This window comes from Meiothermus granaticius NBRC 107808 (genome assembly GCF_003574355.1).
GTDB lineage: Bacteria > Deinococcota > Deinococci > Deinococcales > Thermaceae > Meiothermus > Meiothermus granaticius.
In genome coordinates, this window is the sequence record NZ_QWLB01000005.1 from 77,095 (window position 1) to 90,771 (window position 13,677).

The 13,677-nt window shown below is 60.7% G+C and carries 16 protein-coding genes and 2 pseudogenes; 8 read left to right on the plus strand and 10 right to left on the minus strand.

Going from position 1 to position 13,677, the window contains the following annotated elements; genetic code table 11:
• The first annotated feature begins 90 nt into the window (after positions 1-90).
• Both Mgrana_RS02950 and Mgrana_RS02955 read left to right on the plus strand, forming a co-directional pair.
• Positions 91-1,668, plus strand: coding sequence for a UvrD-helicase domain-containing protein (locus Mgrana_RS02950; protein ID WP_119356111.1), 1,578 nt, complete (start codon positions 91-93; stop codon positions 1,666-1,668).
• Positions 1,665-2,690, plus strand: a complete 1,026-nt coding sequence (locus tag Mgrana_RS02955; protein ID WP_170146385.1) for a competence protein CoiA family protein — start codon at positions 1,665-1,667, stop codon at positions 2,688-2,690. Before Mgrana_RS02950 ends, Mgrana_RS02955 begins: the two co-directional genes overlap by 4 nt.
• Before the next feature lie 13 nt (positions 2,691-2,703).
• Here the strand turns inward: Mgrana_RS02955 and Mgrana_RS02960 are convergent, their stop codons facing one another.
• Entirely contained in the window at positions 2,704-4,131 is a 1,428-nt protein-coding gene (locus Mgrana_RS02960) for an ATP-binding protein (protein ID WP_119356113.1), read from the minus strand.
• 218 nt (positions 4,132-4,349) lie between these two features.
• Entirely contained in the window at positions 4,350-4,553 is a 204-nt protein-coding gene (locus Mgrana_RS17340; RefSeq protein WP_119356114.1) for a helix-turn-helix domain-containing protein, read from the minus strand.
• Positions 4,554-4,974: 421 nt separating this feature from the next.
• Here Mgrana_RS17340 and Mgrana_RS02970 point away from each other — a divergent pair, with 421 nt between their 5' ends.
• Positions 4,975-5,457 carry a caspase family protein gene (locus Mgrana_RS02970; protein ID WP_170146386.1) on the plus strand — a complete coding sequence of 161 codons (483 nt, stop codon included), beginning with the start codon at positions 4,975-4,977 and terminating at the stop codon, positions 5,455-5,457.
• Between the two features lie 140 nt (positions 5,458-5,597).
• On the opposite strand, the gene Mgrana_RS02975 is transcribed toward Mgrana_RS02970, so the two are convergent.
• The 5 genes and pseudogenes from Mgrana_RS02975 to Mgrana_RS02995 all read right to left on the minus strand — a co-directional run bounded on the left by Mgrana_RS02975 (position 5,598) and on the right by Mgrana_RS02995 (position 8,138).
• Entirely contained in the window at positions 5,598-6,023 is a 426-nt protein-coding gene (locus Mgrana_RS02975) for a putative toxin-antitoxin system toxin component, PIN family (RefSeq protein WP_119356116.1), read from the minus strand.
• The gene (locus tag Mgrana_RS02980) at positions 6,020-6,277 is read right to left on the minus strand and encodes a hypothetical protein (protein ID WP_147021104.1); all 258 of its coding nucleotides are present in this window, start codon (positions 6,275-6,277) and stop codon (positions 6,020-6,022) included. The genes Mgrana_RS02975 and Mgrana_RS02980 overlap by 4 nt, the downstream gene beginning before the upstream one ends.
• Before the next feature lie 71 nt (positions 6,278-6,348).
• Positions 6,349-6,643 (minus strand): annotated as a pseudogene (locus tag Mgrana_RS02985) (IS6 family transposase); the annotation flags it as partial.
• 22 nt (positions 6,644-6,665) lie between these two features.
• Positions 6,666-7,232, minus strand: a complete 567-nt coding sequence (locus tag Mgrana_RS02990; RefSeq protein WP_119356118.1) for a hypothetical protein — start codon at positions 7,230-7,232, stop codon at positions 6,666-6,668.
• 9 nt (positions 7,233-7,241) lie between these two features.
• Positions 7,242-8,138, minus strand: a complete 897-nt coding sequence (locus Mgrana_RS02995) for an NmrA/HSCARG family protein (RefSeq protein WP_119356119.1) — start codon at positions 8,136-8,138, stop codon at positions 7,242-7,244.
• A 132-nt stretch (positions 8,139-8,270) separates the two neighbouring features.
• Between Mgrana_RS02995 and Mgrana_RS03000 the strand changes: the two genes are divergently transcribed.
• A complete protein-coding gene (locus Mgrana_RS03000) occupies positions 8,271-8,381 on the plus strand; it encodes a LysR family transcriptional regulator (protein ID WP_119356120.1) in 111 nt (36 codons plus the stop codon).
• Here the strand turns inward: Mgrana_RS03000 and Mgrana_RS03005 are convergent.
• Positions 8,365-9,348, minus strand: coding sequence for an AraC family transcriptional regulator (locus Mgrana_RS03005; protein ID WP_119356121.1), 984 nt, complete (start codon positions 9,346-9,348; stop codon positions 8,365-8,367). The two genes, Mgrana_RS03000 and Mgrana_RS03005, sit on opposite strands and share 17 nt — an antisense overlap.
• A gap of 77 nt (positions 9,349-9,425) precedes the next feature.
• Between Mgrana_RS03005 and Mgrana_RS03010 the strand changes: the two genes are divergently transcribed.
• The 4 genes from Mgrana_RS03010 to Mgrana_RS17035 all read left to right on the plus strand — a co-directional run bounded on the left by Mgrana_RS03010 (position 9,426) and on the right by Mgrana_RS17035 (position 11,403).
• The gene (locus tag Mgrana_RS03010) at positions 9,426-10,307 is read left to right on the plus strand and encodes an SDR family oxidoreductase (RefSeq protein WP_119356122.1); all 882 of its coding nucleotides are present in this window, start codon (positions 9,426-9,428) and stop codon (positions 10,305-10,307) included.
• Complete coding sequence (locus Mgrana_RS03015; protein ID WP_119356123.1) at positions 10,304-10,558, plus strand: muconolactone Delta-isomerase family protein; 255 nt, start codon at positions 10,304-10,306, stop codon at positions 10,556-10,558. Before Mgrana_RS03010 ends, Mgrana_RS03015 begins: the two co-directional genes overlap by 4 nt.
• 99 nt (positions 10,559-10,657) lie before the next feature.
• The gene (locus Mgrana_RS03020; protein ID WP_119356124.1) at positions 10,658-11,176 is read left to right on the plus strand and encodes an ester cyclase; all 519 of its coding nucleotides are present in this window, start codon (positions 10,658-10,660) and stop codon (positions 11,174-11,176) included.
• Positions 11,176-11,403 (plus strand): ester cyclase, encoded by a 228-nt coding sequence (locus tag Mgrana_RS17035; protein WP_276309138.1) that lies wholly within the window; start codon positions 11,176-11,178, stop codon positions 11,401-11,403. Before Mgrana_RS03020 ends, Mgrana_RS17035 begins: the two co-directional genes overlap by 1 nt.
• Positions 11,404-11,752: 349 nt before the next feature.
• On the opposite strand, the gene Mgrana_RS16785 is transcribed toward Mgrana_RS17035, so the two are convergent.
• The gene (locus Mgrana_RS16785) at positions 11,753-11,899 is read right to left on the minus strand and encodes a hypothetical protein (RefSeq protein ID WP_170146387.1); all 147 of its coding nucleotides are present in this window, start codon (positions 11,897-11,899) and stop codon (positions 11,753-11,755) included.
• A gap of 263 nt (positions 11,900-12,162) precedes the next feature.
• Positions 12,163-12,977, minus strand: a pseudogene (locus Mgrana_RS03030) (IS5 family transposase).
• Positions 12,978-13,677: the final 700 nt, after the last annotated feature.

A 13,677-nucleotide genomic window follows, 5' to 3' on the forward strand; every position in this document is an offset into this window, starting at 1 on the left:
GTCAAACATAGGTGGGTATCGTGGAGCTGTTTCTCAGCCCTGAATCCCCAGTGTCCACATGGGCTGGGTGACGAACTGAGCAGCCCGCCCATGACCCGCCCACTTGTCCTGAACTCCTACCAGCAGAACATCCTCGAGTGGGTGCTCCACGGCAGCGGCAACGCGGTAGTCAAGGCTACCGCCGGGTCGGGCAAGACCACCACCCTGGTCGAGATCGCCAAGGTTCTGCCGCCCGACATCAGTACCCGCTTTCTCGCCTTCAACAAGCACATCGCCCACGAACTACAGCAGCGCCTACCCAAACATGTCAAGGCCCAGACCATCCACTCCCTCGGCCTGTCGGCGCTGAAGAGTGCTTACCCGTGGCTGGACGGGATTCGCCCCGAGGCAGGCAAGTACGCTCGCTTGGCAGGTCTGGCTCTCCGACAGGGGGCGACCTCGGGCGATCTGAGCGCGGACGACTTCACCAAGGCCCAGGTCTTCCTGCGGGACTTGGTGCGCTACGCCCAGCACACCCTTTGCGACCCCGCCGACCTCGAGGCCGTTCGGGAGCTGGCCATCCAGTACAACCTGACTCCGCCCGATGACCTCGACCTCGAGCGGCTGTGCTACCAGGCTGTGCCCAAGGTACTTCGGGTGGGCGCGGCGGCGGTGCGCGGCCCCGAGCCGAGCCTGGGCTACGAGGACATGCTCTACTTGCCGGTGCGCCGCAAACTCCCGCCGCCCCGGTTCGACTTCGTGCTGGTGGACGAGGCCCAGGATCTCAGCCCAGCGCAGCTCGAGCTGACCCTCAGCGCCCTGGCCGAGGGGGGCCGGGCCATCTATGTGGGCGATGAGCGCCAGAGCATCTACGGGTTCGCTGGGGCGGACGCCGATGCCATTGGGCGCATCGTCGAGCGCAGCCAGGCCACCATGCTCCCCCTGCCGGTCTGCTACCGCTGCCCCAAGACCCACGTCCGCCTCGCCCGGCAGATCGCCCCCGAAATCGAGTGGGCACCCGACGCGCCGGAGGGCCGGGTGGACTGGATCGAAGACCGACATCTGGCCAAGTGGCTGCGTCAGGGCGATCTTGTGCTGTGCCGCTACAACGCGCCGCTAGTGCGCTGGTGCTTAGAGATGCTACGCCAGGGCCAGCGGGCCACAGTGCGGGGACGGGAGTTGGGCGAGGAGATTCTGAGGATTGCTAAGGCCGCCGTGCGGCGGGGCCGGGCCAATCCTGCCGGGCTGGCCACGCACATCGAGGCTCTACTAGCAGAGGAGATCGGGCGAATCCGCGCCCAGGGCCACGACCTGGAGATGCGGGCGCGGCTCGAGGAGGCTCGCCGCGACCTCTACGCCGCCGCCCGAGCAGTCATAGAGGACGGCCTCCAGCGGGGGTTGAAGACCTACGCCGAACTCGAGCGCCATACCCTGGCCCTGTTTGATGCGGAGCAGAACCCAATTGTGTTCTCGACCGTCCACCGGGCCAAGGGTGACGAGGCGGATCGAGTCTTCATCCTCCACTCCGAGGCGATGATGGCCGCCTACGCCAAGACCCCCGCCGCCGTCGCGGGCGAAGAGTGCGTGCAGTTCGTGGCCCTGACCCGCGCCCGCAGGCACCTGGTCTTCGTCCGGCAGGCCAAGGCGGACGAGGACGAGCTCCCGGAGTTCTCGAGGGTGGTGTCGTGAGCAAGGAGTTCGCGGTTCCCTTCGCCCAGGACGCCGAGGGTCGGGTGGTACACCCCCTCACCGCCCCGCAGGGGCGACCCTACCGCTGCCTGGTCTGCGGGGAGCCGGTCTACCTGCGGCGGGGCCGGAAGAAGCGAGCCCACTTCGCCCACGCCCCCGACTCCAGGAGCACCTGTAGCGGCGAGAGCGCCACCCATAAGGCCGCCAAGGCCCGCCTCCGCGAGCAGGTGGAGCGGGAGCTACAGGCCCACTCGAGGTTCACCTGGCGGCAGCACTGCCCCGGCGTGGACGGCATCTGCCGCGAGCGGCACGTCTTCGAGCGGGCTCAGGAGGTGGCGGGTTGGGATGCCGTGGAGGAGGAGGTGCCCCACGGCGACTTCCGCTTCGATGTGGCGGTGACGCACGGCGGACAGGCGCGGCTGGGCTTCGAGGTTTACTTCCGCCACCTGGTGCCCGAGGCCAAGGCCGCCGCCCTCGGGGTGCCGTGGTTCGAGTTCGCCGCCGAGGACATCCTCGAGGGCAAGCCCCTCACCCCGCTGGGCCGAGAGCTGGCCGACGAGCACTGCCCCAAGTGCCAGCAGCTCCACGCGCTGGCCCAGGAGCGGCGTAAGGACGACCGCGAGCGCGGTAGGCAGTCGTCCGCCTACACCGACCAGGCCCTGGCCGTGCAGGCGCGGTGGCAGGCGGTGAGCACGCCCGCGTCGGGGGGCGAGCTGGCCTACGGGCGGGCGGTGCTGAGGTTCGCCAGGGCCTACTTCAAGGACTTGGGGATCGCGCCCAGAGCGCTTTGGGGGCTGACGCTGGTGGGCGGGCGCTGCCTGCACTGCGCGGAGCGGATGATTTTTCCCTACAGCGCCCGGCTCGAGCGCCTTACCCGAAGCGAGGAGCTGCGGAGGCTCCTTTCGACTTCTTCTGGGCTGAGCCACATCTGCCCGCATTGCGGGGGGCTGCATGACCACACGCACGTGCGGCAACTGCTGCAAAATCCGCAGGGAGTCAGCTTTCCAGGCGGTCTACTCTGACTTTGAGGAGCGACTACTGGGTAGTTTCCCCGCCCTCTGGGTCGTTTTTGGGTAGTTCTTGGGTTGTTTGGGTAGTTTTGAGGACGTAGTAGGCCCCCCGCCCGGTGGTGCCTACCTTGAGGATCAGGCCGAGCGCCTCGAGTTCACTGAGTTCACGCCCGGCCCCGCTGCGGCTGGCTCCCGTGACCGCCTCGTACTCTGCCCGTCGAAGTCGCCCCTTCTCCTTCAAAAAGAGCATGGCTTTCACTTGGCGCTCGTTGAGCCCTCTGGCGGCGAGGCGCTCGGGGGTGAGTAGATCCTTGGAGAAGACCACGCGGAAGCCGCCCTGTGCGAGGGCGAATTCCGGTTCAGGGAGCCCTACGGCGAGACATGTTTGGATCATCCGCGTGGTTCCGGTGCCCCAGCGTTCCACCAGCCCGGCGTGGTAGAAGACCTCGGCTACCAGCGGGTTACGCCGCCTTGACGGGTGGCGCTCTCGGCGGAGGTCTTCGAGCGACATCTCGGGCGGCAGCCCGCCGGGGTTCCAGATCTCTAGGCGTTCGTCTTCCACCCGTACCTGTATATCGCCCGGATCGGCGTAGTCGCGGTGCATGAGGGCGTTCAGGACGGCCTCGCGCAGCGCCTCGAAGGGGTACTCCCAGGTCTCCCGCCGCTGTGCCCGCTCGAGCAGCCCCAGCTCGGGCTTGCCCTCGAGCGCCGCCCTGTCCCCCACCGTGTAGCCGACTTGCAGGTAGGCGCGTAGCCGCTCAAGCACCCCCTCTAATTGGTCGAGCAGGGTGCCCCCGACGGTGCGGTCGTCGAGGATGCGCCCCTTCGAGAAGCGGGCGATCCGAACTGTCGCCCCCACCGCTACGTCCTGCGGGCGGTAGCCAAAGGCGAGCAGGGCCGCACGGGTGGGGCGGCCCTCGCGGCGCAGGCCGAGCTTGTCTGCTACCTCCTTGGGGGGCTCGGTCTCGTCGGCCCAGGGCAGGCGGGCGCGGGCGAGGCGAAGGAACCGCCGGACGGCCTCGGGCCGAAGTTCCTGATCCCTACCGACGGGAATCGCGTCCCAGCTCTGGCCCGAATTCTCGAGCGAGCGCCGCTCGACCTCCTCGGGGGCCATGTCCCGGTTGGTGCTGCCCACCCGCATCAGGTAGCGACCCCGACAGGCGACCAGAACGGGCGAGGGCGGGACGCTCAGGCTGAGCACCCGCTGGCCTCCCGACGCGTTGAGCCACCTCACCTCGGGCCGCAGGCCGGTCGTGGTCACCACTTCGTTGACGATGCGTTGGAGGTCGCTGTCGGCTGCGGTGAAACCCACCACCGTGCCGTCATCCTCAACACCCACAATGACTGAGCCACCCCGCGTGTTGGCGAAGGCGGCCAGGGCCTCGATAGCGGTCTTTGACCAGTCGCGCTTTAGATCGACGGTCTCGCTCTCCTCAAGCGGGGCAGCCAACATCCGAACCTCCTGGGGCGATTGAGCCGTGGTGTATTGCTTCCATGAGTCTATTCTTCACCACTTGGGCTCGTATGCCAAAACGGAGGCCGTCCGCTGGAGTGAGGGTCGGGGCTAACGAGGGCACCTCCGACCCTTGGGCCGGGGGCAGTCTAACGACTTTATGCATACGAGTGCCCGTTTGCATGTGCAGTAATACAGCCGTTTTCTTGCATAAGACCCTACACCTTGCTCGAGGTATCCCTGCTTTCTTGGCCCTCGAGCCATCGCTCAACTGCCTTAATGGGGATGATCCAGCGCGAGCCAGCTTTCACCGCCCTAACCTCCCCACCTCGAACCAAGGCGTAAGCGTGGTTCCGGCTCAGCCCGACCACGTGAGCAAACTCCTCTACCGAGTAAGCGAGTTTTGATATGGGCTCTCTCATCAAAGCACACCACCCATCACTACCAACGGTAACACCCTAGTACCAAGGATAGACCTAAGGTACAAAAGACACCATTTTGAAAGCCAATATCGCCCAAACGAATACTAATTTTCATGTAGCAACCGTGTAGCAACCCAGCAAATTATGGGTGGTTGGCCTTGGTAGCGAAATGCGATAAGAAAGGGATTTTTGGCACTTCTTGGTTGTGCTTGGTAGGGGCCAAAATGAATTCGTAAACATGTCCAATTCCTACCGGGTCAAATGTCATCTTCTTCAGTTAACGATGATATTCGTCTAGGTAAGATCTACTTGGTAATTTTACCAACAGAGTGTAAATCTGGCGAAGCAGGAAAGATATTGCTGGTCAATTCTCCGGCAGTAGAAAGTCTTATGGTATGAAAAGTCTTATGTTATGAGCAGAATGGCTTATACTATTACCCATGCCCATACGTGCAGTATTCATGTTGATCGTTATGCAGATCAGAATATTCCTGACCTAACCGGAGCAGTTCAGGATGCCAAGGCGCTCTGGGCGCTTTTCAGCGATAGCATACCTGGCATTGATGCGAACCTGCTGACCGACGAAAAAGCCAGCCTGATCAACATCGAGGAAGCGCTCGAGAAAACCCTACTGGGAGCGGTACCAGACGACACGGTAATCCTGAGCTTTTCCGGTCATGGCTCGGATACCCACCGCTTGGTGCCCCACGATGCCGAGCTGACTGACGTTCTGGGCTCCGGCCTTCCGATGGGCCGTCTAGCAGAACTCTTTCAGAGGTACCAGGCCAAGAAGCTGCTGCTGCTTCAGCGGCGGAGCGCCCGCCCGCGTGGTACACGTCTATTCCCCACGCGAGCGGGGATGAACCGGAAAAGTGACGCTGGATCAGGCTCCTCTGGGGAGTAAAGGGCGCTGAGCCGCTTCCTCGACCGCTACCCTTGGGACACCGGGGTGCAGCTCGAGGGCTTCGCATCTCCTCCGGGATCACCACCCGCCATCCGTATCCAGCTTCACGGTTTTACTTAGGGCTCATAGACGGTCCCAACTCACCCCTCGAGTCCGCCCTCCCTGAGCAGCCGCAGGAGTTCCCCTGCTTTCAATACCGGTATTCTCCCCTCGAGGGGGCTGACCTCGAGCAGGTCCCAGTTCTCGCTCACGACCACATCGGCGTTCGCTTCTAAAGCCAGCGCCAGGAGGTAGTCGTCATCGGGGTCTTTGCAGCGGCTGGGTGGATCGGGCACATCGGGGTGTAGCTCGGCGTTGAAGAAGATAGCTGTCAAGTACCGATCTACTGGCCCTTGGGTGAATCCGAACCGAGGGCGCAGCAATACGCCTCGAATCTCCGCAAGCAGGTCGTGGCTGACGATGGCAGTGAAGAAGCCCTCGTCGATAAACGCCTTTACGATTCGGTGGCTCACGCCCTCAGTGAGCGCCGCCGCGACGTAGACCGTGGTATCAAGCACCGCCCTCATCGCTTGGTTTTGCGCCTGATCTTGCGATAGGCCCGTAGCTCCTCGTTGGCTGCCTGCACCGCTTCGGTCTCATCCATCTTGGGGGCGGTTTTGAGGAGGGCTTCGAGCGCCCCCACCCCGAGCTGCGCGCGTAAGGCTTCCTCGACCACCTGATTGTCCCGCAGACCTTTACGTGCAGCCGCCAACCGGTAGGCCCGCACCACCTCCGGGTCCAGGGTCAGGGTTACTTTCACCTTTTCGGCTGAAGTTGCCATAGATACAGAATACCATAAAACTGTAAAGCAGATTCAGAAAAACCTCGCAATTTTACCGCTCACTAATTGATCAGCACAGCACCGTTCTCATCTACTGCCCGCCATAACCCCTTTGATCTTCACGCACACCTCGTCCAGGTGCCAACAAGAACCACGCTGTGGTTCCCGCTTTTGCAATTCCCTGGTGAAGGTGGGGCCAAATTTACCGCACCCGTTGCGGATGGTTTCGTAGCTCACCTGAATACCATGCTGGAGAAGGAGCTCCTCGATGTCACGGTAAATGAGTGCGAATCGATGGTACAGCCAGACTGCGTGCTGGATGATGCTTCTGGGGAAACGGTGGCGGTATGGCTTCGGGTCAGGCACGGCGAATCAGCGTACCCCAGTATTAACTTGACAGAACTGGGGAGTGGTGACGGGGGTGGATCTCTCGAGGTTCTACGAACTGTTGATGGGGCGGATGACCCGCCCTCGCACCAAGACTGACGCGCTCAACTGAGGGCCCTTCACCGGGACAACAGTATATGCGGGTAAACACCAAGACAGCACTGCCGAGCGTCCAAGCCAGGGATCGGGGCAGGTTGTCGCGGATCAACCCGGCGATCAGCGCCAGAGATTTCCCCTCCGCGTCGAGCCGATTGTGCTTGGGTACTTCGAGCGCAAACGTAGTTCCCAGGATCACCAGCCCACCGCCCGCCGCGACCAGCGCCGCCCACAAGGGCATCGCGGTGGATCGCCAGAAGACCAACGCGACCGCAAACAAGCAGGCGACCACCGCCGGGAGGATGAACACTGGCATCAGGCGGCGGCCCGAATCTTTATGGAATGGTACGAACTCCCGCTCTCCGACGAGCGCGTAGGTGGGGTAACTGACCACCTGGAGCATCCACGAGCCACCGGTAGCGTAGAGGAACAGTACGGTGGTGGCAAGCAAAAGCCAGCTTGGAGCATCCATAATTCCTCCTTAGGGTTGGCCGGCTTGTCCTGTGCCCGCTGGCACTTGGCCGAAACCGCTGGCCCCCAACCAGGCCCCGAGGGTCAGCAGGCCAGGGTGGAGCGCGCGGGTGGCCGCGATATCCGCCCGGTAGCCGTGATGGTGATACCAGTCGAACATCACCCGGAACTCGCGGCTGAGGAAGTCCTCACTCTCTAGATCACCGTAGTCTTGGTAGCGGATCGGGCGTCCGAGAACCCGGCTCAGCTCCTGCGCGACCTGGGTCATGGTCAACTCGTCCCCTGCGATGGGCAGGGATTGCCCAATAAGGTCGGGATCCTCGAAGGCCACCGCTGCGATGGCCCCGATGTCATCCACCGCGATTATCTGCACGGGTATCTCGGGCCGCATATTCATCCCTACCACTCCGCTGGCGATGGTCGGCGCGAAGGACATGTAGAAGTTCTCCATAAAGAACACCGGGCGCAGGATGGTGGCAGGCAGTCCTAGGGCATGGATATGTTCCTCCACCACAAACTGGTTCTCGAAGTGGGGGATGCCGCTACCGCGCTCTGCCCCGTCCACTGAGGAGTGGACGAGGTGCCCGATCTTCGCGGCGGCCACGGCATCGGCGAGCGCCTTGCCCTGGCGGATCTGGTCTTCGATCCCAGCCTCGGTGCCCTCCCAGGGTTGTACGCTAAACACCCCCTGCACCCCCTCGAGGGAGGGGCGGTCGTCGAGATCTCCTTGCACCACCTCGAACCCAGCCCTTGTAAGGGCAACTGCCTTGGGCGAACTGAGGTCATGGGTCAGCGCACGCACCCGCCAACCCCGTGCCTTCAGGTGCCGGGCTGCGGCCCCGCCCTGTTGCCCAGTCGCCCCCACCACCAGCACCCTGCGCTTCACGATCCCCGCGTCATCGTTCATATCCCCTCCAGACCAGTCCATCCTGATACTCTGGGTGAATTCATAGAGAAAATAATCCTCCCGAAAAGGGATTTCGTCCGATACTTTATTGCTCAACTGTGATACCTCTACAGTATCGAGTAAACTCCTGGGGTGAAGTTTGACCAGGTACGGTACTTTGTGGCGGTGGTCGAGGAGCTGAATTTCCGCCGTGCTGCCGTGCGCTGCCGGGTGGCCCAGCCCCCGCTCAGCGGGGCCATTTAGCGGCTGTTCGGGCTGCCCGTCGGTAAGCTCCGGGTGCTGTTCCGTGGTACCGCTTGAAGGCATGGCTAAAGGCCGCCTCGGATTCATAGCCCACCCGTTCGGCCACCTTGGCCTGGCTCAGGCCGTCTTCACGCAGCAGTTCAGCGGCCAGACTCACCCGCCAGCGTCCGAGATAGGCCAGCGGGGGTTCGCCCACTAAAGACCTGAACCGGGTGGCAAAGCTGGTGCGGGCCAACCCCACTTCGTGCGCCAGCGCTGCTACTGTCCAGCGCCGCTCGGGGTGGCGGTGCATCAGACCTAGAGCGGTGCCAATCTGTGGATCACGCAGGCCCCGAATCCAACCTATAGATTCATCCGATGAGGACTCCAGCCAAGCCCGCACCACCTGAACAAAGAGGATGTCGGAGAGCCGCCGCAGGATGGTTTGCTGACCGGGTCGTTCAGTCTCGGATTCCACCGCCATGAAGCGCAAGGCCATCTCGAGCCATGGCGCGGTCTGACCCTGCTTACCGCGCACCAAAATGACCGGCGGGAACAGCGGCAGCAGGGGGTGTCCGGGGTTTTGGGCAAAGCGAAAACTGCCGCATAACAGTGTGGTGGAGGGGCCGCCGCTGCCGTAGCGCAGCCGCTGACAGCTGGGGTTTCGGGTATCTACACTCAGCTCGACCCTAGCGGCTTCCGAAATGCCGCTGGCGATTTGATGCCCCAAACCCTGGCGAACCACCGCCAGATCGCCAACCCCTAGCAGAATGGGTTCAGCCTCACTGCCCGGCCGCAGCCAGCACTGACCCTCATGAACCACGTGAAAAACCATCGCCTTCGAAGGCTTGAACCCCATGCCCCACGGTGCTTGGAGTTCGGCCCGCGAGTAAAGGCTACCATCCAAACGCACCGATTCCAGTACCTCTGCCAACACATCCACAAAAACCCCCGTTTCCCCGAACGAGTAAACAAGAAACTTGAACATATTATCATAGACCGTTCGGCGGTGGGACAATAAACTCACCCTTAGCTCGCCCGAAATGGGTGACAGGAGGCTAAGTTATGAAACCCCGTATCCTAGTGGTTGGCGCTACCGGAAACATTGGTAGGGCCGTGGTTCAGCGGCTGGCTGGTCAAGGGATTGCAGTACGCGCCCTGGTTCGCACGCCACAAAAAGCCGCTTCGCTCGCACACTCCAATGTGGAAATCGTCCACGGTGACCTCTCCCAACCCGAGACCCTAAGAGCTGCCCTGGACGGGATTAAGCGGGCATTTGTGTTGGTCAATGCGCCGGGCCGCCACCTCGAGCTTCAGGGGAACTTTCTCGAGGCCGCAAAGCAAACCGGGCTAGAGTACGCCGTCAACGTCTCGATGCACGGTGCTGCACCGGACTCTCCCATCGCTTTTGCCCGTGCCCACTGGCAACTCGATGACCAACTGGCCCACAGCGGTATTTCCTTTACCCACCTGCAGCCCAACTTGTTTATGCAAAACTTTTTTTCGCACATCGCCACCATCGCCTCCAGCGGTGTGTTCTACCTTCCACTGGGCGAGGCTTATGTCAGTTGGGTGGATGCCCGCGACGTGGGGGTCGTTGCAGCGGGACTCTTGGCCAACGGGGGGTCGGAGGGGGAGACCCTAACCATCACTGGCCCCCATAGCCTAACCCCCAGCCAGAGCGCTTTGGCGCTTTCAGAAGGTCTTGGCCGGGTGGTGCGTCATGTGGATGTATCGCTGGAGGCCACGCGCTCGAGCCTGCTCAAAGCGGGTTTACCGCCCACCTACGCCGATGATCTAGTAGAGTTGTACCGGCTATTTGCCTCCGGGTATGGAAACGTAGTGACCGATGTGGTGCAGCGGGTCGGCAGTGTGGCCCCGCGCACCCTTGGGGGGTTCGGTATGGAGTTTGCCGAGCGCTTCCAGCCGAAGGAGGTGACCCAATGAAGTTCATGGCCTCACTACGCTTTAACCGGTCCCCGGACGCGGCGATGCAGGCCTTGTTGCCTGCCGAGGGGGTGCGCTTCAAGCAACTGATGGACTCGGGTGTGGTCACTGCCGCCTACCTTTCTGCCGACCGACGGCGGGGCTGGATGGTGGTCAGCGCCGATACGGCTGAGGCTGCCCAGGCCGCAGCCGAGTCTCTGCCCCTGCACGAGTACTTCGAGGTCGAAATCACGCCGCTGGGCGAGGGTTGATGCGCGGTACAGGTACGGCGAAAGATAGACCCGCTGCTTCGTCTCCAGTGTCGTAGCAAGCTTGCGCCTAGAAAGGCGTAGAAACTTTGGAGGTGGAACATGAACAAGGCCCTAATGTATGTGCTGGTACTGACCGGACTCACTGCCTTGGGAGGATTTGTCACCCTGGGTCAGGGCGCGACCGATCCGACCCTCGAGCGCAACAAGGCCGTGGTGCGCCGCATTGCCGAGGAGGTACTGAACCAGGGTAAGTTTGAGGTGGTGGATCAGATCATTGCGCCGGACGTGATCCAGCACAACCCATTTATTGCCCCCGGCCGCGAGGCGTACAAGAAAGCCTTTATCGAGTTTCGTACCGCCTTCCCCGACCTGCGGGTAACCCCCCAGGACGTAATTGCCGAGGGAGACCGGGTGGTGGTGCGCTCCAGCTTTACGGGCACACAAAAAGCAGCAGGGTTCGGCTTGCCATTGACTGGCAAGGCAGTTAACTACCAAGCCATGGACATCTTCCGCATTAAGGACGGCCAGATCGTCGAGCACTGGGACGTGGTGGACAACCTGAGCTTCTACTCGCAACTCGGCATCGTGCAAATCGTCGATCCCACCAAGCCGAAGTAATCCAGGTAGAACCAAAAGATCTCGCGGCCTGGGGTAACCGGGTGGCGGTACGGCTGGAGTTCACCAGTACTTACAACAGCGAATTCATGGGCATGCCCGCTACAGATAAGATCTTTCGGATTCAAGGCATGAACTTTATTCATTTGAACCAGGCCGACCAGCCGACCGACCGGTGGGGCAACGCGGACTGGATGGGCCTGATACAACAACTCGGCCTGATGGGCTGAGCGGGCTCAGCTACCGCCTTAGGGGTTGGTGCGCAACCCCAGCCGCAACAGCAGGACTTTCGCTTGGTCAGGTGGGTAAAAAGGCTTTGATTCGTGGGAAGCGGGTTCAGCACGAAGATAGTCGATCCAAAGGCTATGTTTGAGTTGATAGAGGGTAGTTTAGAGTTGACACGCCGTATGCGCCTAGGGGTACGAAAAATCAAACCTACTCTTGCTGTAACCAATCCCAATTCTGTTTACTGAGAGCCACTGCAAATCCAATTGTTGCTTTTTTTGCAGGGAAATGCCTGTTTGCCTGTGCCGTAATGTTGCTATTCGTATGCATATCTTTACTAGGTCTTTCCCAAATTCATGGTGTTTTCATCCCTCGAGCCAAATCTCTACGGTCTTCAAGGGGATCATCCAACGTGAACCCGCGAACCAAGGCGTGGGCATGGTTGCGGCTCAGCCCGACCGCCTGAGCGAACTCCTTCACCGAGTAGGCTAGCTTGGTCATGGCTTCTTTTTCCACTAACCCTCACCTCGATCTACCAAGGAAGCACCTTCATTACCAAGGGTAACTTTGTAGCCACCCGACCACCATTTTGGAAGGCGATATTGCACTCAAAATGCTCGAATCTATGTAGCAACCCAGCCAATTATGCTTGGCTATCCTTGGTAGCAAAATGCCATAAGAATGGGATTCTTGGTACCCTTTGGTTAGCCATGTTTAGCCCCTTAGTCAACTACCAAGGCCTTAAGTTCGTTAGCTAGAGCCTGCTAGGAAGCCAAACGTAAAGCTTGGATGACTTTCGGGAAGAGCAGAATGGAGAAAGCCAGCCAGTGAAAGCCCTTGAGGGTATCGGCAAGACGCTCGTAGTCTCGTGTGAGGCGACGGAAGCGAGCCATCCAGCCGAAACTGCGCTCGACCACCCAGCGCCTGGGGAGAAGGACGAAGCCCTTCTTGGCCTCTTCGAGTTTGACCACACACAGGGAAATACCTTCATGGGCAGCGGCTTTCTCAGCTTCCGGATCAGTATAGCCCTGATCTACGAATGCGATTTCGACATGCTCATTAGTGACTGTTTGAACTGCTTTGGATAACTCCGCCACTTGGGCACGTTCTTGTTCATCAGCAGGAGTGACCAATAAAGCCAGCAGATGACCCAGAGTGTCCACGGCCATGTGAACCTTGCTACCTTTGCGCTTTTTGGCTCCGTCGTAGCCTGCTCGTTCACCGCTCTCCGGACTCGACTGCAAAGTTCGACCATCATAGATAGCTGCACTGGGTTGAGTCTCTCGACCATTCAACAGCCGTAGGGTTGCTCGCAAATCATGCACCAAGTTCTCGAACACTCCACGGTTCATTCAGCGTTGGGCTTGTTCGCTAATGATATGGCTAGGGGGAAAGTCATGGGGAAGGTAGTCCCACTGTGCGACCGTCCTTGCCATCCGGTTAGCGCGTTGAACACCTCCCGCAGTTCGTATTTTCGCTGTCCCGCATCCAGCGGCAACAACGTCAAATACGGCACTACAAATGCCCACACATCATCACTCACATCTGACGGGTACGCCTTACGCGCTTTTGGTTCCATGTCCCAAACATAACTGACACTCTACTTTTGGGTACGGTTCCTACCAGCCTCTAGACAAAGGCTTCACCCAATTCTTACAGCGTTCTGTGGGACTGGACTGATGGTAAGGTTAGGATAGCTCGACAGCGTTCGGCCTTCGTGGCAATGTAAAGAGGTGCTTCCTGCCCCAAGCAAACTCGATTCCCCCAGAAACTTGATAGAAGCATGGTTCTAAGCGCTGACCACAGAACTGTTGTGGTCAGTTGAGGACAGGGGGAGGGAGACAAAGCCAAGGTGGCTTGCCCAACAACCAAGAAGGCTATGAACAACTGTTGGTGGGTGTGGGGAGTCATGGGCTAGACGTGGTTTTCGCAACTAAGCTAGGGTTCTCTGTGGTAACAGGGAGCCCAAGATGGGTCTAGCACCAGTTGTTTCATACCTCCCCATATTGGCGGTAGCCATCGGTATGATTCCGCAGTTCATCCGCCTGGCTAGGGCTCAAGCCCTTAGCGTGGGTGCGGTGCCCTGCATCGAGGCAGCACAAGACTTGGGCGTGCCGGACTGGGGCATCGTGCTGCGGCATATAGCCTCGGGCCGTTGCTGGTGCAGGCCAGCCTCAATCTGGGCAGGGCCATCCTGCAGACAATCAGTCTGGGGTTTGGTTTGGGCGCACAGCCACCCTTGGCCGAGTGGGGTACAGATGTGGCCGCCAACACCCCTT